The organism is Hydrogenophaga bisanensis (genome assembly GCF_042665135.1).
Lineage (GTDB): Bacteria > Pseudomonadota > Gammaproteobacteria > Burkholderiales > Burkholderiaceae_C > Hydrogenophaga > Hydrogenophaga bisanensis.
Window position 1 is genome coordinate 198755 of sequence record NZ_JBHTBX010000005.1, and the last position, 19304, is coordinate 218058.

Genomic DNA, 19304 nt, shown 5'->3' on the forward strand with positions numbered 1-19304 from the left:
TGGGCCTTCATGAAAACGCTTGAAATTGTAGGTTCGATGCGCGGTGCTTTCTGGCCTTCCGTGGCTGCCGCCACAGTGGCAGTCGGGTTGCTCGCAGGGTGTGGTCAAAAAGGGCCTCTCTACCTGCCGGCACCCGGTCAGGCCAAACAGAAGGCGCCGGCACGCACCACACCGCCGGTTGAAGCCATGGACCCCGCCATCCTCGGCGTGCCGGGCACGCTCGAGACTGCGCCAGCCAGTCAACCCTGAACAGGGCAACGCCTGATCGCAGGCCACCATCATCCGCGCACCATCCATGCCTTCACCATCCACGCCGCTGCCTCCCCATCTGGTCTATCGGGACCATCAACTCGTCATGGAAGACGTGGCGCTGGCTTCTCTGGCCCGGGCGCACGGGACACCCCTGTTCGCCTACAGCAAGGCGGCCATCCTGGATGCGCTGGCAGCCTATCAACGCGGCCTGGCCGGGCGACCGCACCTGATCTGCTATGCGATGAAGGCCAACTCCAGCCTGGCGATCCTTCAGGTGCTGGTGCGGGCGGGCTGTGGACTGGACATTGTCTCGGGTGGCGAGTTGGAGCGTGCCCTGGCGGTGGGCTGTGATCCTGAAAGAATCATTTTCTCAGGGGTGGGCAAGACGCGAAGCGAGATGCGGCACGCCCTGCAGGTTGGCATCGGTTGCTTCAATGTGGAGAGCGAAGCCGAGCTTGAGGTACTGGACGAGGTCGCGTGCGACATGGGGTTGCGGGCCCCGGTGAGCATTCGCGTCAACCCCAACGTGGACGCCAAGACGCACCCTTACATCTCCACCGGCCTCAAGGGCAACAAGTTCGGCATTGCCCACGAGCGGGTGGTGCAAACATACTTGCGGGCGGCGGCGTGCAAGGGCCTTCGGGTGGCAGGAATCGACTGCCATATCGGTTCGCAGATCACCGAAACGGGACCGTACCTGGATGCGATGGACCGCGTGCTGGAACTGGTCGATGCCATCGAGGCGGCAGGCGTACCCCTCGAACACATCGATTTCGGCGGTGGTCTGGGCATTGACTATGCCGGCGACACGCCACCCAGCGCCGATGCCCTCTGGCGGCAGTTGCTGGAACGCATCGATGCCCGGGGTCATGGCCACCGCAAGATCTGCATCGAGCCTGGGCGTTCACTGGTCGGCAATGCAGGTGTCTGCCTGACCGAGGTGCTCTACCTCAAACCCGGCGACCAGAAGAACTTCCTCATTGTGGACGCAGCGATGAACGATCTGCCCAGGCCCGCCATGTATGAGGCCTATCACCGCATCGTCCCCGTGCAGCCCCGCGACGAGCCCGGCCTGGTCTGGGACGTGGTGGGACCGGTCTGCGAAAGCGGCGACTGGCTGGGTCGGGATCGCAAGCTCGCCGTGAAGCCCGGCGATCTGCTGGCGGTGCTCTCGGCCGGCGCGTATTGCATGAGCATGGCCAGCAACTACAACACCCGGGGAAGGGCGATGGAGGTGCTGGTGGACGGCGATCAGGCACTGGTGATTCGCCAGCGCGAATCCGCCCAGGACCAGTTCCGCATGGAGCAGTTGTTGCCCTGATCGCGGGTCAGGCGCGCTTCATTCGCAGGAATCGCTGAAGGCGCCAACCCAGCAGGGCGGCCATCAGCAGCGCATAGACGGCCACTTCGGCAAAGTCGTTCTTGCCGGCACGCATCCAGAAGAAATGCAGCACCCCCAGCATCGCGATGGCATAGACCGTCTTGTGCAGTGAGCGCCAGCGTGGCGCACCGAGCCAGCGCACGGCCTGATTGAACGAAGTGCAAGCCAATGCCAGCAGCAGCAGCCATGCCAGGGTACCCACGAGGATGAACGGCCGCTGGGGAATGTCGGCCAGGACGGCGTAAACGTCCAAGCCCATGTCAAACCAGACATAGGACAGCCAGTGCAAGGTGGCGTAAAAGAACACGAAGAGCCCGAGCATTCGGCGCCAACGGGCCAACCAGGACCAGTCGAAAGTGACACGCAGGGGCGTCACCATGAGAGCGATCACCAGAAACCGCAGGGTCCAGTCACCCAGCGAGCGGATCAGGGCTTCGGCGGGATTGGGCCCCAGGTCACCGACAACCGCCGCCCAGATCAGCCAGAAGGCGGGCAACAGACAAAGCAAGAATCCCGCCGGCTTGGCCATCGGGTGAGCCATCCACCGCATCAGTAGAACTTCTTCAGATCCATCCCGGCATAGAGTTGTCCGACCTGGGGCTCATACCCGTTGAACAAGAGCGTCTTGCGGCGTTTGGCGAACAGGCCGCCATCATCCCCGATGCGCCGCTCGGTGGCCTGACTCCAGCGCGGGTGAGGGACGTCGGGGTTGACGTTGGAGTAAAAGCCATATTCCTGCGGCGCGGCCACGTTCCAGGAGGTCTTCGGCTCCTTGTCCGTGAAGCGAATGCGTACGATGGATTTGCCGCTCTTGAAACCGTACTTCCAGGGTACGACCAGCCTCAGGGGTGCGCCGTTCTGGTTGGGCAGAACCTCCCCGTACATGCCGAGCGCCAGCATGGCCAGCGGGTGCCTGGCCTCATCCAGTCGAAGGCCTTCCAGGTAGGGCCACAGCAGCACACCGGAACGAAGGCCGGGCATAACCTCACGATCCGCCAGTGTTTCGAACTCGACGTAACGGGCACTGCCCATGGGCTCGACCTCCCGGATCAGATGGGCCAGGGAGTAACCGACCCAGGGGATCACCATGGACCAGCCTTCGACACACCGCATGCGGTAAACCCGCTCCTCCAGCGCGGACAGACGCAGCAGGTCGTCGACATCAAATGTTCGTGGCTTGTGGACAAGGCCATCCACCGTCACCGTCCAGGGGCGAACCTTCATGCGCCCCGCCTTGGCGGCCGGGTCCGACTTGTCGGTGCCGAACTCGTAGAAATTGTTGTAGCTGCTGGCGTCACGGTACTCGGTGACTTTTTCGACCGTTTGTGCGCCGGGAACACCCGAGGGTCTGGTCGACAGCGGCGCCAACTTGCCAGGACGAACAACGTTGGGGCCTGACGCCTGAGCCATGGCATCCCGGGCCGCCCAGGTTGCCAACACCGCGCCACCCGCACCCACGGCCAGCCCCTGCATCCACTGACGGCGCTTGAGATAGGCTTGTTGCGAGGTGATCTCGCTGGGTACGGGATGCATGAATCCCTGCTGGTTCGAACGAATGATCATCCTGGTCTCCACTGCGGTGATCTTGCTGAGAGATCACAGTGTGTTCGAAAGTTCGGCGACCTGCCGCGCCCGGAAAAAGAAACACCCCGCCGTGGCGGGGTGTCGGGTGGGTATCACGAACAGTCAGAGTTCGCCGTAGCTGTGCAATCCGGACAGGAACATGTTCACGCCGAGGAACGCAAAGGTCGTGACAGCCAAGCCAACCAGTGCCCACCAGGCTGCCACCGTGCCGCGAAGACCCTTCATCAGGCGCATGTGCAACCAGGCCGCGTAGTTGAGCCAGACGATCAGGGCCCAGGTTTCCTTCGGGTCCCAGCTCCAGTAGCCACCCCAGGCCTCGGCGGCCCAGAAGGCGCCGAGCACGGTGGCGATGGTGAAGAAGGCAAAGCCCACCGCAATGGCCTTGTACATCACGTCGTCCAGCACCTCGAAGGACGGCAGACGCTCGGCGATACGGCGTCGGGCCGCCATGATGCCGCCGACGATCAGGGCCGACACCCCGAAGTACACAAACCAGTAGCTCGCTCCCTTGTCCATGGACGACTGACGGAAGACGATGGGCTCCAGGCACAGCACGATGCCCAGCAACCACAAGGGCGCCAGCTTGTACCAGCGGGTCTCGCTGGCGCTTTGCTTGATCAGGTAGGCAAAGGCCAGCATGGCGGCAATGGCAAAGGTGCCGTAGCCGACGAAGTTGGCCGGCACATGCAGCTTCATCCACCAGCTCTTGAGCGCCGGGACCAGGGGCTGGATCTGGTGGGCCTCGCGCACCACGGTGTACCAGAGCAGAAAGCCCACCGCCGCACTGACCACCAGCATCACGAAGGCTCCCATGGAGCGGGTCTTGTACTGCTCTTCGTAGTAGAGGTAGAACGCGGCGGTCATCCAGCAGAACAGGACAAACACTTCATAGAGGTTGCTGACCGGGATGTGACCGATGTCGGGCCCGATCTGGTGGCTCTCGAACCAGCGCACCATCGTGCCGACCAGCGCCAGGGTCACCGCCACCCAGGCCAGACGCGTACCCAGCACTTCGAAGGTTTCACCGGCACGGGTGAACATGCCCACCCAGTAGAACAGCGTGCTCATGAAGAACAGCACACTCATCCAAAGGATGGCCGACTGGCTGGAGATGAAGTACTTGAGCATGAACGCCTGGTCGGCGCGAGCTAGGTCGGCGTTGCCATCCGGCCCCATGTACAGCCAGATGGCCAGCAGCGACAGGGCCGAGACCACCACCATCAGGGTACGCATGGGCCGCCAGAACCACCCCAGCCAGATGAGCGAAGGGGCTGTGCCCGCCAGGATCCACTCTTCGTAGATGTCCATGGCATCGCGGTAATGAACGAACGCCCAGACGGCACCTGCGATCACCAGCAGGGCAAACAGCCAGTCCCACCGGTCACGGCGGGCAAAGTAGCCGGGCTGAACCTCCAGGCCCTGCTGGCCACGCTTGAGGTCGATGGTCCGGGTAGCGGTGTTCATGATTGCACCTTCAACAGTTGGGATTTCAACAAACCGAATTCCTTGTCCGCATCCAGGGTCTTGCGGTTGGTGGACAGTGCCATGGAGGCACTGCTGCCCCCGGCGGCGGGCGACAACCAGATCCAGAGCCTGCGCTCACGGACGTAGAGCATGGCAAAAACGCCAACGATGAGCAAGACACAGCCCAGATACACGATGGTCTGACCAGGCGCGCGCGCCACCTGGAACACACTGGCCTGGATGTGCTCGAAATCGGCGAGCTGGAAAGTCATGGGTGCCGGATAGAAATAGCTGTCGCTCAGGGCCATGACCATGAGTGTCATCAGTCGCTGGGTGTTCTCGTCGCGTTCCAGCGGCTGAAGTCCCGCCTGCTCCCTCGACAGTTGCAGCAACTCGAACAGGGTGCCATTGAGAATACGGACCAGGACTTCGCTGGCTCGCTCCCGCTCGGCTTCCGGAACATTGACCTCCAGGAAAGAGGAGACTGCCGGCAAGCCCCCCTTGGCCGCGGGCAGGCCAGCGGGCGCGCCCGGCGGAATGGGCGCAGGCTCGGCACCGGCAAACAGACCCAGTGCACGGGATGCCGAGGCCGCCAGCGCTTCGGCCAGTTCAGGGCGCTCGCCTTCGACCGCCCCCGCTGCATAGCGCCGGATGGCCTTTTCCCGCATCCCGGCGTCCCCGAGGGCAGCACGCAGACGGATGAAGCCGTCGAGGCCATCGGCCTCATCGGCCGGTACCCGAAGATAGCGGAAGGGTTCGGAAGGGGTTTCCCGCATGCCCATCAAATAGACGCGCGCGCCATCGAGCTCCACGGGCAACATGTAGTTGTTGTATTCAATGGCCTGGCCGGCAGCATCCCGCAGCTTGTAGCTGATGCTCGGCCCGACGTTGCGCAGAACCTTCTCGGTCACTGTCTTGTGACCCGAGCCGAGCCGGCTCTCGATGGCCTCGCGCAGGTCGACCTTGCGCACGTCCACCTGGGCGGTGGACTGGTTGCCCGAGAAATTCTCGACGTTGATCACTCTCAGGCCGGTGAATTCCAGCGTCAGCTTGTCATCGCCGTTGGTCAGGGGGGTGGACCCGCCGATGACACCATTCACTTCAAAGGGACGGGTCGGTGCATTGATCGGCAAAGCCCGCAGCCTGACCTTGGAACCACCGTCATCGAAGCTGGACTGGTAGATGTTGATGCCACGGTGCTGTGCAGGATGATTGACTTCAACCCTCGCCTCCTTCTTCTCGCCGGTTTCATGGTCATGAATGACGATGTCGCTGGCAAACAGCTTGGGCATGCCGGTGTCGTAGTACTCGACGATGAACTTCTTGAGTTCGACGGAGAACGGCAGGTCTTGCAGCAGGACGCCTCGGGGCTGTGCCAGCACCGCGGTGCCAGAGGTGGTGCCCTCGGTCACCAGCAGATTGCCCCGGAAGGTGGGGTTTGACGGAGACAAACGGTGCTGTGCAGGGACGTCGGCGATCAGGCCGCCACCCACGAAGGGCTCCTTGCCGTTGAACCACATCTGCGCCCGCACGAAGAGGTCGCCGTCGAGCAGGCCGCCAATGCAGACAAGCACGATGGCACCGTGCGCGGCCAGATAACCGATCTTGTTGGCGGCACCCGCCTTGGCGGCCACCATCCAGCCTTCGCCCTGAGGGGTTTGGCGGGACTGCAGGCGCACTTTCCAGCCTGAACCCAGGAGGGTCTGGCCGATCCGGTTGGCAGCGGCCTCCGGCGACTCGCCGAGCACCGACTCGGCGCGGTGAGGAAAGGCCTTGAGGCTCTGTTCCCGGATGTTTTCCTTGAAGGTCTTGAAGTCCGTGAAGATCTTGGGTGTGTTTCGGGCAATGCACAGGCTGGTGCTGATGACCAGAAAGGCCAAGATCAGAAGGAACCACCACGCGCTGTAGACCGCATACAGATTGATCTTGCCGAAAACCTCGGACCAGAACGGACCGAACTGGTTGACGTAGTTGTTGACCGGCTCATGCTGCTTGATGACCGTCCCGATGACCGACGCAATGCAGATGACGGTCAGCAGCGCGATGGCAAACCGCATGGAGGAAAGCAGTTCGTTGATGTCGCGCAAGGAACCGGCCGCGCTGCGGGCGGGGATGCCTGGGTTGGAAACAGTCATGAAGGAACCTGAAAAACAGAAAGGGCGTTTCTGGATGGCCAGAAAACGCCCTGCTGTGACTCATGAATCGGCCGGCAGTTCACTGCGCCCATCGCGCGGATCGCATTCTGACCGCCAACATCACCTATCACTTATATATCCCCACGAAGATGTGGGGCATGCGGCCGGTCTCAGCGCAATCCGGCGATGTAGTCGGACACGGCCTTGATTTCGCGGTCGTTCATCTTGGCGGCAACACCGGTCATCTGCGCGTTGTTCTTGCGGGCACCATCGCGGAAGGCCTTGAGCTGAGCTTCGGTGTAGCTGGCGTGCTGACCGGCCAGGCGCGGATACTGGGCGGGGATGCCCGCACCGTTCGGGCTGTGGCAACCGGCGCAGGCTGCAATCTGACGGTCGGCAATGCCGCCGCGGTAGATGCGCTCACCCAGGCGCACCAGATCCTTGTCGGTGGCGGCGCCGTCCTTGGCCTTCTGGTCAGCCAGCCACCAGGAGATGTTGCGCATGTCGTCGTCGGACAGGGCCGAGGCGAAACCCTTCATGATGGCGTTGTCACGCTTGCCCGATTTGAACTCGTGCAACTGCTTCATCAGGTACTCGGGGTGCTGCCCGGCGATCTTGGGATTTTCCGGCGTGGTCGAGTTGCCATCGGCCGCGTGACAGGCCACGCAGACCTGACCATAGAGAGCCGCCCCCTTCGCCAGATCGGGCTTGGCCGTCTGGGCCTGGACGCTGAACGACAGGGCTGCAACGGCAGCGGCGCAGAGAAGTGAAGCGGAAAATTTCATTTCGGGGGCTGGCGTCGGTCGGGCGACGGGATGGTTGGGTTGCGGTTGTTCGATCAAAAACCGAAAGATTTTACAATGCTGATCGGGAAAACCCCCAATGACCAGACACAACACTCCAGCTGACCGACCCGGCACCCCTGCCAAACCTTCCCGCGACCCGAAGCAGGCCCATGCCTGGCTGCACACGGCGCGATTCCTGACCACGGCTCCGCAACTGGAGCACCTGCCGGAACTGGATGTCCCCGAGATTGCCTTTGTCGGCCGATCCAACGCAGGCAAATCCACCTCCATCAACACCCTGACGCAGCAAAAGCGTCTGGCCTTTGCCTCGAAGACGCCAGGGCGCACGCAAAGCATCAACCTGTTTGCCCTGGGCAAGCAGGGGGTCACCGACGCCGTGCTGGCTGACCTGCCGGGGTACGGCTATGCGGCGGTGCCGCAGGAAGCCAAGCTGCGCTGGCAGCGGGTGATGGCCAACTACCTGGTCACACGCCCCAACCTGAAGGCCGTGGTGCTGCTCTGTGACCCGCGCCTGGGTCTGACCGAACTGGACGAGGCCTTGCTGGAGATCATCCGCCCGCGGGTGGAGGAAGGCTTGCAGTTCCTGGTGTTGCTGACCAAATCGGACAAGCTCAACCACGCCGAGTCGCAGAAAGCGCTGTCCATTGCGCGCCTGCAGTGTGGCGGCGGTCAGGCGATGCTGTTTTCCGCGCTCAAGAAAAAGGGGCTGGACGACGTGGCATGCCTGCTGTGGGACTGGGCCCACCCGCCACTGCCGGCCGACGCCGAAGAACCCTCGCTGCCGGCACCGGACGCCTGAACGAGGGCGGTTGGTCAGTCGCCCCTGCCGTAGGGAGAGGATTGACCTTCCGGACGGGTCTTGAAGCGCTTGTGCACCCAGTAATACTGCTCAGGCATCTGGCGAATGAAGGCCTCAAGCTCGCAGTTCATGCGCGTGGTGTCGGCGACTACGTCGTCGGTCGGGAAACCGGTCCACGGCGAGTGGACGGTCACCTCATAGCCCTCTCGGGTCATGCGGGACACCACCGGCACCACCTGGGCGCGCGCCATGCGCGCAAAGCGCGAGAGCGAGGGCACCGTCGCGGCCTGAACGCCGAAAAACGGGACAAAAATCGAATCGCGGCGCCCGTAGTCCATGTCAGGCAGCAGGTACAGGGGCTCACCGGCACGCAGCGCCGAGACCAATGCCTTCAGGCCTGCGCTCTTGGCCACGATGTGAGGCTCCCCGAAACGCTGGCGGCCCTGCGACATCCAGCGATCGATGTCGACATTGAGCTGTCGGGCGTAGATGCCACAGAACTTGCGGTCCAGGTGGGCCGTCAGTGCGGTCCAGCCCGTGTCCATCCCGACGAAGTGGGGAGCGAACAGGACGGTCGGGACATCGCCTTTGAGCGCATCCAGATCTCCGACAAGCTTCAATCGCTGGCGGACCACATCGGGACGGCCTTCCCACAGCCAGCTGCGGTCCAGCCAGGCCTGGGCAAATCGGACAAAGTGCTCCCGAATGGCCCGCTGTGCCTGCGCGTCCGAGGACTCGGGAAAGCACAGCATCCAGTTCGTCAAGGCGATCCGCCGCCGCCTGGCGGCCACCAGGTGCAACGCCCTGCCAAACAGCCAACCCGCCGCCCGGACCCAGGGCAACGGAAGACCGGCGAGCAGGCGCATGAACGCGAGCCCCATGCGGTTGGCCAGCGATGGGCGATGAGCATCGTCAGTGTCAGGTACTGGCGTCATGTGAGATGGGTCAGGCCGGGTGTTTGTATCGGTTGTAAGACCAGAGATATTGCTGCGGACACTCGGCAATCAGTTGCTCCATGGCCGCATTGATGCGGGCGGCGGCCGCCACTGCATCGACGGGCAAGCCCTCCGGTCCGGCCAGATCGAACGGCCGAATGTGCACGAGGTAGCCGCGCCCCCAGCGCAGACGCTCGCCCCAGGCCAGCAGGGGCACCGCGCCGGAAGCATGAACGAGCCGCGCCGACAGCGTCATGGTGTAGGCCGGCCGTCCGAAGAACGGCGCCCAGACCCCCTGCCCTTGCGGAGGCACCTGATCGGGCAAAAGCCCCACGGTCTCGCCGGCTTTCAGGGCCTTGATGAGTTGCTTGACGCCGGCCAGCGTGGTCGGGGCCGTGTGAAGCCCCGGGCGACGGCGGGCCCGCGCCACCAGGTCCTGCAGCCAGGACTGGCGCGGCGGCCGGAAAAGCACCGTGATCGGGTGGCGTTGTCCGAAGCGCTCGGCATACGCCTGTGCGGTGACCTCGAAGCTGCCCATGTGGGGGGTGAGAAACACGATGCCTCGACCGTGGGCGTGGGCAGCCTCGATGTGGGCCGCGCCTTCCCAGCCGACGCGCACGGGACGCCCGAACCACAGCCGGGGCAACTCGGCCACCATGCACCCGGCCTGACCCACCGAGGCCAGTGTCCTGGCCATGCCCACACGGGCCAGCGAAGCGTGCGCCCAGAGGCGCTGACGGTAGCGGGACGATGCCAGCCAGCTGATCCAGCCCACCATGAACCCGAGTCCGTGCAGCACGGGCAGGGGCAGGTGTGAAGCCAGCCGGAACAGGAAGCTTGCGAAATTTCTCAAGGGCAAAAGGATGCTGGCTGCACTAGAATAGCGACATCGCCGAGTTGATGAACTGATTGCGGGGCGATTCACAAATACCGCTAAAGCGTTCGCCGACCCCTGACAGAGCGGCAACGCCGGTCCCACTTTCAGGAGTTTATATGGCGAACGACTTCCTCTTCACGTCCGAATCGGTCTCTGAAGGTCACCCCGACAAGGTGGCCGACCAGATTTCGGATGCCATCCTTGATGCGATCTTCACCCAGGACCCGCGCAGCCGCGTGGCGGCCGAAACCCTGACGAACACCGGTTTGGTCGTTCTGGCGGGTGAAATCACCACCAACGCGCATGTCGACTACATCCAGGTGGCGCGCGACACCATCAAGCGCATCGGCTACGACAACACCGAGTACGGCATCGACTACAAGGGTTGTGCGGTGCTGGTGGCCTACGACAAACAGTCCAATGACATCGCCCAGGGCGTGGACCATGCTTCTGACGACTATCTGAACACCGGCGCCGGTGATCAGGGTCTGATGTTCGGCTACGCGTGCGACGAGACCCCGGAACTGATGCCGGCCCCGATCTACTACGCACACCGGCTGGTCGAACGCCAGGCGCAGCTGCGCAAGGACGGCCGTCTGCCCTTCCTGCGTCCGGATGCCAAGAGCCAGGTGACGATGCGCTATGTGGATGGCAAACCGCACAGCATCGACACCGTGGTGCTGTCCACCCAGCACAGCCCGGACCAGAGCGAGACCCAGACCAAGCTCAAGGCCAGCTTCTACGAGGCCGTGATCGAGGAGATCATCAAGCCGGTGCTGCCCAAGGAGTGGCTGCAGGACACCAAGTACCTGGTCAACCCGACCGGCCGCTTTGTCATCGGTGGCCCGCAGGGTGACTGCGGCCTGACCGGTCGCAAGATCATTGTGGACACCTACGGTGGCGCCTGCCCGCACGGGGGAGGCGCTTTCTCGGGCAAGGATCCGACCAAGGTGGACCGCTCGGCCGCCTACGCCGCCCGTTATGTGGCCAAGAACGTGGTGGCCGCAGGCCTGGCGCGCCAGTGCCAGATCCAGGTGGCCTATGCCATCGGCGTGGCCCACCCGATGAACATCACGGTCTACACCGAAGGCACGGGCGTGATTCCGGACGACAAGATTGCCGAACTGGTGCGCGAGCACTTCGATCTGCGTCCCAAGGGCATCATCCAGATGCTGGACCTGCTGCGTCCGATCTACAGCAAGACCGCCGCCTATGGCCACTTCGGCCGCGAGGAGCCGGAGTTCACCTGGGAACGCACCGACAAGGCGGCTGCATTGCGGGCCGCCGCCGGTCTCTGACCCCGGTACTTTTGCACGAACGACAAGGCCCTGGATCCATTCCAGGGCCTTTTTCATTACCCACACTCGGAAAATCGTTCATCTGGTGGTTCAAAGAGACTGAATTTCTGCTTCGTTCGACCGATATGCTTTCATGAGTCTTGCGCTCTGCGCGCATTGAACCGATAGTGGAGCTATGATGAGCGAACAGCCTGAACACATCGCCAACCCCAACATCGATCCGGACCTCTTGGAGCGCCTGGTTGCCGAGCGGACCCGGGAGTTGCAGGCCACCCTGGCGGAAGCCCGGCAATTGATCAATCACGCCCCCTGCGGCTATGTATCGATCAGCAAGGACCTGAACATCGTCAATGTCAACCAGACCCTGCTGGACTGGGTCGGGTACGAGCGCGACGAAGTGGTGGGCAAGGCACGGCTGTTCGACCTGATCGATCCGATGCGCCGCGCAACGATCGAGATGCGCCTGCAGACGCTGCAGGACACAGGCAGGACCGATCCGATCGAGATTGAAATCCGGCGCAAGGACGGCAGCCATTTTCATGCGCTGATTTCATCGACCGCGGTTCGAAATGATGAGGGGGATTTCCTTCACTCGAACACCACGGTGATCGACATCAGCGAACGCAAGGCGGCGGAGCAGCGGCTGGCCTCGCACGATCGCTTCCTTCAGACCATCACCGACCGGATTCCGGTGCAGCTGGGTTATTACGACAAGGAACTGATCTGCCGTTTTGCCAACACCGCCCATGCCAGCCACTACGGCAAGCTGGCCAGCGACATGGTGGGCATGCACCTGAGCCAGCTGGTCAGTACCAGCGTGCTGCCCGAGATCCTGCCGCATGTGGCCGATGCGCTCAATGGCGTCTCACAGAGCTTCGAGGCGGAGCGGGTCACAGCCAATGGCAACCGCCACTTCTACGACATCCACTACATTCCCGACTTCCAGCACGGGGCCGTCGAGGGCTTGTTCATTGAGCTGTACGACATCACCGACCGCAAGAAAACGGAAGAGTTCGTTCTGGAAGCCAACCGGGATCTGGAAGAGCGCGTCAATGAGCGCAGTGCCGAACTGTTCCGCAGCGAACAGCGTTATCGCCTGATGGTGGATGCCATCCAGGATTACTGCGTCTACTTCATCGATGAGAACGGGCTGGTCAACGAGTGGAGCGACAGTGCTCAGCGCATGCATGGCCATGGTCGCGACCAGATCTTGGGCAAGTCGTTCCGCCACTTGATGGCCACGGACAACGCGGGCGAAGACGAGGTCGATGCCGATCAGGTGCTCAGGCTGGCCAAGGCCCACGGGCAGTGGGAGTCCCGTGGCTGGCGCCTGCGTGACGACGGCTCGCGCTTCTGGGCGCATTCCATCGTGACAGCGCTGCGCAACGAGAACGACGAGCTGCAGGGCCTGTCGGTGATCACGCGCGACATGACCGCCGCCAAGAGCCTGGAGGACGTCATGAACGACCTCAACAAGGAACTGGAAAAGCGCGTGGCCGAGCGCACGCAGCAGCTGGTGGCCGCGAACAAGGATCTGGATGTGTTCTCGCACATGGTCTCGCATGACCTGCGCGCGCCCTTGCGACACATCAGCAGCTTTGTGAGCCTGCTGCAGGAAGAACTGGGTGAACACCCCGATGCGGCCGTCCAGCAGTACCTGGGTTCCATCGTGAAGTCGAGCAAGCGCATGAGCCTCATGATCGAAGGCTTGCTGGAGTACGCGCGGCTCGGTCGGGTGGCCATCGAGGCGCAACCGGTACCCCTGTCACCATTGGTGGATGGCGTGGTATCGCACCTGAAGCAGGAAAATCCGACCCGCCTGATCGACTGGGTCATCGATCCCGACCTGCCGGTGGTGCGGGGGGATGCCATGCTGCTGGCCGAGGTGTTCGGCAATCTCCTGAACAACTCGGTGAAGTTCACCCGCACCCGCCCCCAGGCGGTGATCAAGGTGGGCTGGCAGGTCAATCCGGTCGGTGGCCGGACCTTCTACATCCACGACAACGGTGTCGGCTTCGATCTGGAAAAGGCGCACAACCTGTTCGTGATGTTCCAGCGCCAGCACCATTCGATGGATTTCGAAGGCAACGGCACGGGCCTGGCACTGTCCCAGCGGATCATCGAGCGGCACGGCGGCCGTATCTGGGCCGAGACCGCACCCGGCCAGGGCTGCACCTTCTACTTCACCCTGCCCTTCGAAGGACTGGAACCGGATCTGGAGTTTCCTCGCTCCACGATGGCCGAACTGACGCCCTGATCCGGCTCAGCGAGCTGGCTGCCAGCGGAAGAACATCGGGTAGACCTTCTCGACGACCGGGCCGTCAAAGGCCCAGGCCTTGCACTGACCCAGGTGCATCGGCGGTCGGCCGTCGGCCGGCGGCGCGAAGGATGAGGACATGGTCTGGAACGCGGCCGTGGCCAGGTTGAACAGCAATTCGCGCAGGTGGGTGCAACCCACCGTGCCGCCCAGGTGGCGTTCGATGGTCTTGCGCCACCCCCGCCCCAGGGTTTCACCGATCAGTCCTTGCATGGGTGGCATGGCCTGCGGACACGGATCGTGCGGATGGGCATCCATGCTGACAGCCACGTCACGAATCACCATCTTTTCGTCGATGGTGACGCGAAGGCTCATGTGGTGGATGGGTTCATGGGGCGCCCATTGGCCCTCGCCTTCGATCTCGAAGGCATGGGGCTTGGTGTCGAGCAGTTCGCCCTCGATGTCCCATAGGCCATCATCGCGCCGGTATCCCTGGTAGGTCACGCGGCGGGTGTGCATGGGGGTGCGGGGCTGGGGAGCTGGCAATGGCAAGACAGGCCTCGTGAGGATATTCGTTATCAGTTTGAATTTTCTCCGATCGGGCAGACCCGTGCAGGCACTCTGCTGTCTCGCTACCATGCGGACATGCAACAGTACTGGCTGATGAAGTCCGAGCCCGACGAATGCTCGATCGATGATGCGCTGGCGGCGCCTGACGCCACGGTGCCCTGGACCGGTGTGCGCAACTACCAGGCGCGCAACTTCATGCGCGACGTGATGCGGGTGGGCGATGGTGTGCTGTTCTACCACTCCAGCTGCCCGCAGCCGGGCATTGCCGGCGTGGCGCGGGTGGCCTCTGGCACCCGGCCGGATCCGACGCAATTTGACCCCGGATCGCCCTACTTCGACCCCAAATCGAGTCCGGAGAAGCCGCGCTGGCTGCTGCTGGATGTGCAGGCCTTGCAGAAGACGCGGCTGATCGGCCTGCCCGAGTTGCGTGCCGCCCCGGAACTGGCTGACCTGCAGATCCTCCAGCGTGGCAACCGGCTGTCGATCACGCCGGTGAGCGAAGACCATTGGCGCTTCATCACCGAACAGTTGATGCGCTGAAGCGTCACGGGCGCAGCCGGCTGGGGCCAGGCGGCGCCTTGAACGACTGGCGCAAACCGATCTGCGCGAGAACGCCCAGCAGGCACATGCCCATCATCACCACCGCCAGGTTCACGGCGTTGTGATGACTGACCAGCCCGACGGCAAAGCCGCCCAGCGCCGAGGCCATCTGCTGCATCAGGCCGGCGATGGCGGCTGCTGAGCCAGCCAGTGCCGGCAGCAGACCAACGGTACCTGCCAGCGCCGGCGGCACCATGAAGCCGTTGCCCAGGCCCATGAGCATCAAGGGCAATGCCAGTGCCAGTGGCGAGTTCAAACCGGCCAGGGCCAATGCCAGCATCAGGCCGATGCCCGCCAGCGTGAAGGCCTGTCCGATCCACATCAGACGCTGGTCACCCAGGCGGTGGATGAGGTGCGAGGTCAGGAAGTTGCCGATGATGTAGGAACCGGGCACGAACATGATGTAGTAACCGATGCCGTCCGGACCGACACCGTAACTGCCCAGCACCAGCGGCGCCGCCCCCAGGAACGCATAGAAGGTGGCCGAGGTCAACGCCAGCAGGGCCACGTACAGCACGAAGCGCCGGTCCTTGAGGAGCTGCGCATAGGCAGCCAGCATGGCGGTCAGCCAGTGAGCCTGGGGTTGCCCGGATGGCTGGTGCGCAGGCAGCCCGCGCCAGGCCGTCACCCACAGCACGGCCGCCAGAGCGGCCATCAGCACGAAGTTGGCCTGCCAGCCCAGGCTCACGTGCAACTGGCCACCCACGATGGTGCCCAGGGGTGGGCACAGGCCCATGGCCATGCCCACATAGGCCATCACGCGCGTGCGCTCAGGGCCCTGGAAGAGGTCCTGGATCAGTGCGCGACCGACCACCATGCCCGCGGCACTGCCGGCGCCTTGCAGCACGCGCGCCAGAATCAGCGTGGTCAGATCGGTGGCCAGGGTCGCGAGGACCGATGCCAGCAGGGTGATGCTCAGGCCGGTCATCAGGATCTTGCGCCGGCCCAGACGGTCGGACAGCGGGCCGTAGACCAGCTGCAGCAGACCATAGGTCAGGACATAGCCGCTGAAAGTCAGCTGCACGGCGGCCTGGGGGGCACCGAAGATGGTGGGCCATTCCTGCATGGAGGGCAGACCGATGGTCATGGCCAGCAGGCCGAACGCCAGTTGCGCGAGCAGGTTGGCGATCAGCCAACCGTGGTGGGCGGGACGGGAAACGGGAGAGGTCATGCAGTGTTCAGGGGTGGCCGCGGACTTTCGCCGCGAACGGGACAGTATCTCTCAATGGAAGTCCCGGCTCTGCGGTGCCAGGCGACCCAGCAAGGGGGTGAGGTTCTCCAGACGGCCAGCGATCAGGTTGCAGACGTCGCCATCGCGTTGCCAGACACCATGGACCGCCATCAGGCGTGAGCGGGTGAGCTCGTTTCGCTGTCGTTCGCGCAGCGCGCGCCAGACGATCACCTGCACCACGCCGGTTTCGTCTTCCAGCGTCACGAAAACCACGCCCTGAGAGGTGTCAGGCTGCTGGCGGCAGGTGACGATGCCGCAGGCGCGAACCAGGCGGCCGTCAGGCGCTGCCTGCAGTTGAGCTGCGGTCATGAACCGACGGGCATTCAGTTGCTCTCGCAGCAGGGCCAGCGGGTGACGGCGCAGGGTCAGACCGGTGGACGCGTAGTCCCAGACAATCGCCTCACCTTCCGGCGCCTCCTCGAGGTGCAGCCTCGCCTCATTGACCGGTGCGCGCCGCAGGATGGCGGGAGCGGACTGCAGCGCGGACGCGTCCCAGACCTGCTGACGCCGATGACCGGCCAGGCTCTGGAGCGCATCGGCAGCAGCCAGGTGCTTCAGGGCCTGGCGGTCGAGGCCGGCGCGCAGGGCCAGGTCTTCGGTGCTGCCAAAAGGCCGCTCCCGACGCGTGGACCTGATGCGCTCCGCCTCGTCTTTCGACAGGCCGCTGACCAGCCTCAGTCCCAAGCGGACCACAGGACGGCCCGGCGCATCGGGCGGCGGCATGTCTTCCAGGGTGCAGTCCCAGTCGCTGTGGCTCACATCGGCGGGGCGCACCTGCACGCCGTGGCGCTGTGCGTCCTGCACCAGCTGACTGGGTGAGTAGAAGCCCAGCGGCTGGCTGTTGAGCATGGCGGCCAGAAATTCGGCGGGGTGGTGGCACTTGATCCAGCAGCTGTCGTAGACCAGCAGCGCAAAGCTCACCGCATGGCTTTCCGGGAACCCGTAGCTGGAAAAACCCTTGACCTGCTCGACCACCCGCTGCGCGAAGTCCAGCTGATAACCATTGCGTGTCATGCCGTCGATGAGGCGGTGTTCGTAGGCCCCCAGCCCGCCGGTGCGACGCCAGGCACCCATGGCGCGGCGCAGGCCATCGGCCTCACCGGGGGTGAAGTCGGCCGCGATCATGGCGATCTGCATGCACTGCTCCTGGAACACCGGTACTCCCAGCGTGCGCTCGAGCGCGGCTTCCAGACCCTTGGGGTAATCAATGGGTTCCTTGCCCTGGCGGCGGCGCAAATACGGATGAACCGCACCACCCTGGATGGGGCCGGGCCGCACCAACGCGACCTCAATGACCAGGTCGTAGAAAGTGCGCGGGCGCAGCCGGGGCAGCATGGCCATCTGCGCGCGGCTTTCGATCTGGAACACGCCCACGGTGTCGGCGGCACAGATCATGTCGAAGGTGGCATCGTCCTTGTCGGGGATGGTGTGCATGGGCATGGGCCGGCCGCGCCGCTGACCGATGAAGTCGAGCGCTTTGCGGATCGCTGTCAGCATGCCCAGCGCCAGCACATCCACCTTGAGCAGACCCATGGCATCCAGGTCGTCCTTGTCCCACTGGATCACCGTTCGGTCGGGCATGGACGCGTTCTCGATCGGCACCAGCCGGGCCAGCGGCCCGCTGGTGAGCACGAAGCCGCCCGTGTGCTGTGAGAGATGGCGCGGGAACCCCAGCAACTGCCTGACCAGGGTCACCAGCTGACGCACGGCCAGGCTGTCCGGATCCAGACCGGCTTCGCGCAGGCGGGTGTCGGCCAGACCGTCTTCGTCCCACCAGCGGTGGCCACTGGCCAGCTGCGCCAGCGTGGCCTCGTCAAAACCCAGGGCCTTGCCCACATCGCGCACGGTGCTGCGCGGTCGGTAGCTGATGACGGTGGCGGTGAGCGCGGCGCGGTCACGTCCGTACTTGCGGTAGAGATACTGGATGACCTCTTCGCGCCGCTCGTGCTCGAAGTCCACATCGATGTCGGGTGGCTCGTTGCGTTCGCGCGAGATGAAGCGTTCGAAGAGCAGCGAGGAGCGCGCCGGGTCGACTGCGGTGATGCCCAGGCAGTAGCAGACCGCGCTGTTGGCCGCCGATCCGCGCCCCTGGCAAAGAATGCCCTGCGAGCGTGCGAAGGCCACGATGTCGTGCACGGTCAGGAAGTAGTGCTCATAGCCAAGCTCCGTGATCAGTGTCAGTTCATGTTCGATCTGGGCACGAATCGGGGTTGGAACACCCTCTGGCCAGCGCTCATGGGCACCAGCCTCGGTGAGCGCGCGCAAGTGCTGGGCCGGCGTGAGGCCGGGCGGCACCACCTCGGCCGGGTACTGGTAGCGCATCTCGTCCAGCGACCAGCCCGTGCAACGCTGGGCAATGTGCAGGGTTTCTGCCAGCAGATTCGGCGGGAAACACTGCGCCAGCCGCAAGCGGGTTCGCAGATGCTGTTCGGCATTGGGGGTGAGCGCGTAGCCGCAGTCGGTCAACGGACGGCCGATGCGGGTGGCGGTCAGCACGTCCTGCAGCGGCTTGCGCGAACGCACATGCATGTGCACGTCGCCCACCGCGACCAGCGGTACCGCCGTGAGCGCACTGGCCTGGCGAAGGCGCTGCAGGTGGATCTCGTCGTCCATCAGGCGCAGCTGGGTCACGCCCAGCCAGCAGCGCCCCAGGAAGGCGTCGAGGAGCCAGCGCGCGGTGGCGTCCGTCTGCGCCGGGGTGGCGTGGCGGGGTGGCACGGCGATGGCGACACAGTCACCCAGCGCATCTGGATCCATCGCTGCCAGCGTCAGGCGGTAGGTGCCTTTTTCGGACGAACGTCGCAGACGCGTGATGAACTCGCACAGGTTGCCGTAGCCCTGCAGGCTGGTGGCCAGCAGCGCCAGGGTGAAGTCACCCGTAGGTGCGCCCTGCCCCTGCACACGGAACTGACTGCCCACCATGAGGGGCAACCTGGCCTTTTTGGCCGCCAGGTGGGCGCGCGCGATGCCGGCCATGGAGCATTCATCGGTGATGGCCAATGCGGCGTAGCCCAGCGTCTGCGCACGCGCCACCAGCTCCTCGGCATGGCTGGCACCGCGCAGGAAAGTGAAGTTGGAGCAGCACAGCAGCTCGGCGTAGTCGGGCAGGGACATC

16 protein-coding genes are annotated in these 19304 nt (G+C 64.1%); 6 read left to right on the forward strand and 10 right to left on the reverse strand.

The window, feature by feature from the left end; all coding sequences use genetic code 11:
• Positions 1-9: 9 nt before the first annotated feature.
• Together lptM and lysA are read left to right on the forward strand one after the other, a co-directional pair.
• On the forward strand, positions 10-249 hold the full coding sequence (lptM, locus tag ACFQNJ_RS09475; RefSeq protein ID WP_382256451.1) for an LPS translocon maturation chaperone LptM: 240 nt from the start codon (positions 10-12) through the stop codon (positions 247-249).
• A 46-nt stretch (positions 250-295) separates the two neighbouring features.
• Positions 296-1573, forward strand: a complete 1278-nt coding sequence (gene lysA / locus ACFQNJ_RS09480; RefSeq protein WP_382256452.1) for a diaminopimelate decarboxylase — start codon at positions 296-298, stop codon at positions 1571-1573.
• Between the two features lie 7 nt (positions 1574-1580).
• On the opposite strand, the gene ACFQNJ_RS09485 is transcribed toward lysA, so the two are convergent.
• The 5 genes from ACFQNJ_RS09485 to ACFQNJ_RS09505 all read right to left on the reverse strand — a co-directional run bounded on the left by ACFQNJ_RS09485 (position 1581) and on the right by ACFQNJ_RS09505 (position 7601).
• On the reverse strand, positions 1581-2186 hold the full coding sequence (locus ACFQNJ_RS09485) for a protein-methionine-sulfoxide reductase heme-binding subunit MsrQ (RefSeq protein WP_382256674.1): 606 nt from the start codon (positions 2184-2186) through the stop codon (positions 1581-1583).
• Entirely contained in the window at positions 2183-3196 is a 1014-nt protein-coding gene (gene msrP, locus ACFQNJ_RS09490) for a protein-methionine-sulfoxide reductase catalytic subunit MsrP (protein ID WP_382256454.1), read from the reverse strand. Before msrP ends, ACFQNJ_RS09485 begins: the two co-directional genes overlap by 4 nt.
• Before the next feature lie 123 nt (positions 3197-3319).
• The gene (gene ccsB, locus ACFQNJ_RS09495) at positions 3320-4681 is read right to left on the reverse strand and encodes a c-type cytochrome biogenesis protein CcsB (protein ID WP_374640111.1); all 1362 of its coding nucleotides are present in this window, start codon (positions 4679-4681) and stop codon (positions 3320-3322) included.
• Positions 4678-6816: a cytochrome c biogenesis protein ResB gene (locus ACFQNJ_RS09500; protein WP_382256456.1), complete on the reverse strand. Its 2139-nt coding sequence runs from the start codon at positions 6814-6816 to the stop codon at positions 4678-4680. The genes ccsB and ACFQNJ_RS09500 overlap by 4 nt, the downstream gene beginning before the upstream one ends.
• 170 nt (positions 6817-6986) lie before the next feature.
• Positions 6987-7601: a c-type cytochrome gene (locus tag ACFQNJ_RS09505; protein ID WP_374640109.1), complete on the reverse strand. Its 615-nt coding sequence runs from the start codon at positions 7599-7601 to the stop codon at positions 6987-6989.
• A 97-nt stretch (positions 7602-7698) separates the two neighbouring features.
• On the opposite strand from ACFQNJ_RS09505, the gene yihA reads away from it, so the two are divergent.
• A complete protein-coding gene (yihA, locus tag ACFQNJ_RS09510; RefSeq protein WP_382256458.1) occupies positions 7699-8421 on the forward strand; it encodes a ribosome biogenesis GTP-binding protein YihA/YsxC in 723 nt (240 codons plus the stop codon).
• Between the two features lie 14 nt (positions 8422-8435).
• On the opposite strand, the gene ACFQNJ_RS09515 is transcribed toward yihA, so the two are convergent.
• Together ACFQNJ_RS09515 and ACFQNJ_RS09520 are read right to left on the reverse strand one after the other, a co-directional pair.
• Positions 8436-9356 carry a lysophospholipid acyltransferase family protein gene (locus ACFQNJ_RS09515; RefSeq protein ID WP_382256460.1) on the reverse strand — a complete coding sequence of 307 codons (921 nt, stop codon included), beginning with the start codon at positions 9354-9356 and terminating at the stop codon, positions 8436-8438.
• 10 nt (positions 9357-9366) lie between these two features.
• Positions 9367-10209, reverse strand: a complete 843-nt coding sequence (locus ACFQNJ_RS09520) for a lysophospholipid acyltransferase family protein (protein ID WP_382256463.1) — start codon at positions 10207-10209, stop codon at positions 9367-9369.
• 140 nt (positions 10210-10349) lie between these two features.
• Here ACFQNJ_RS09520 and metK point away from each other — a divergent pair, with 140 nt between their 5' ends.
• Complete coding sequence (metK, locus tag ACFQNJ_RS09525; RefSeq protein WP_374640105.1) at positions 10350-11531, forward strand: methionine adenosyltransferase; 1182 nt, start codon at positions 10350-10352, stop codon at positions 11529-11531.
• 178 nt (positions 11532-11709) lie between these two features.
• A complete protein-coding gene (locus tag ACFQNJ_RS09530; RefSeq protein WP_382256465.1) occupies positions 11710-13788 on the forward strand; it encodes a PAS domain-containing sensor histidine kinase in 2079 nt (692 codons plus the stop codon).
• Positions 13789-13794: 6 nt separating this feature from the next.
• Here ACFQNJ_RS09530 and ACFQNJ_RS09535 read toward each other — a convergent pair whose 3' ends face one another.
• Positions 13795-14307 carry a DUF2889 domain-containing protein gene (locus tag ACFQNJ_RS09535; protein ID WP_382256468.1) on the reverse strand — a complete coding sequence of 171 codons (513 nt, stop codon included), beginning with the start codon at positions 14305-14307 and terminating at the stop codon, positions 13795-13797.
• Between the two features lie 126 nt (positions 14308-14433).
• Here ACFQNJ_RS09535 and ACFQNJ_RS09540 point away from each other — a divergent pair, with 126 nt between their 5' ends.
• Complete coding sequence (locus ACFQNJ_RS09540) at positions 14434-14898, forward strand: EVE domain-containing protein (protein ID WP_382256470.1); 465 nt, start codon at positions 14434-14436, stop codon at positions 14896-14898.
• Between the two features lie 4 nt (positions 14899-14902).
• Here ACFQNJ_RS09540 and ACFQNJ_RS09545 read toward each other — a convergent pair whose 3' ends face one another.
• Both ACFQNJ_RS09545 and ACFQNJ_RS09550 read right to left on the reverse strand, forming a co-directional pair.
• A complete protein-coding gene (locus tag ACFQNJ_RS09545) occupies positions 14903-16129 on the reverse strand; it encodes a multidrug effflux MFS transporter (protein WP_382256473.1) in 1227 nt (408 codons plus the stop codon).
• 51 nt (positions 16130-16180) lie between these two features.
• Entirely contained in the window at positions 16181-19303 is a 3123-nt protein-coding gene (locus ACFQNJ_RS09550; RefSeq protein ID WP_382256476.1) for an error-prone DNA polymerase, read from the reverse strand.
• Position 19304 lies beyond the last annotated feature (1 nt).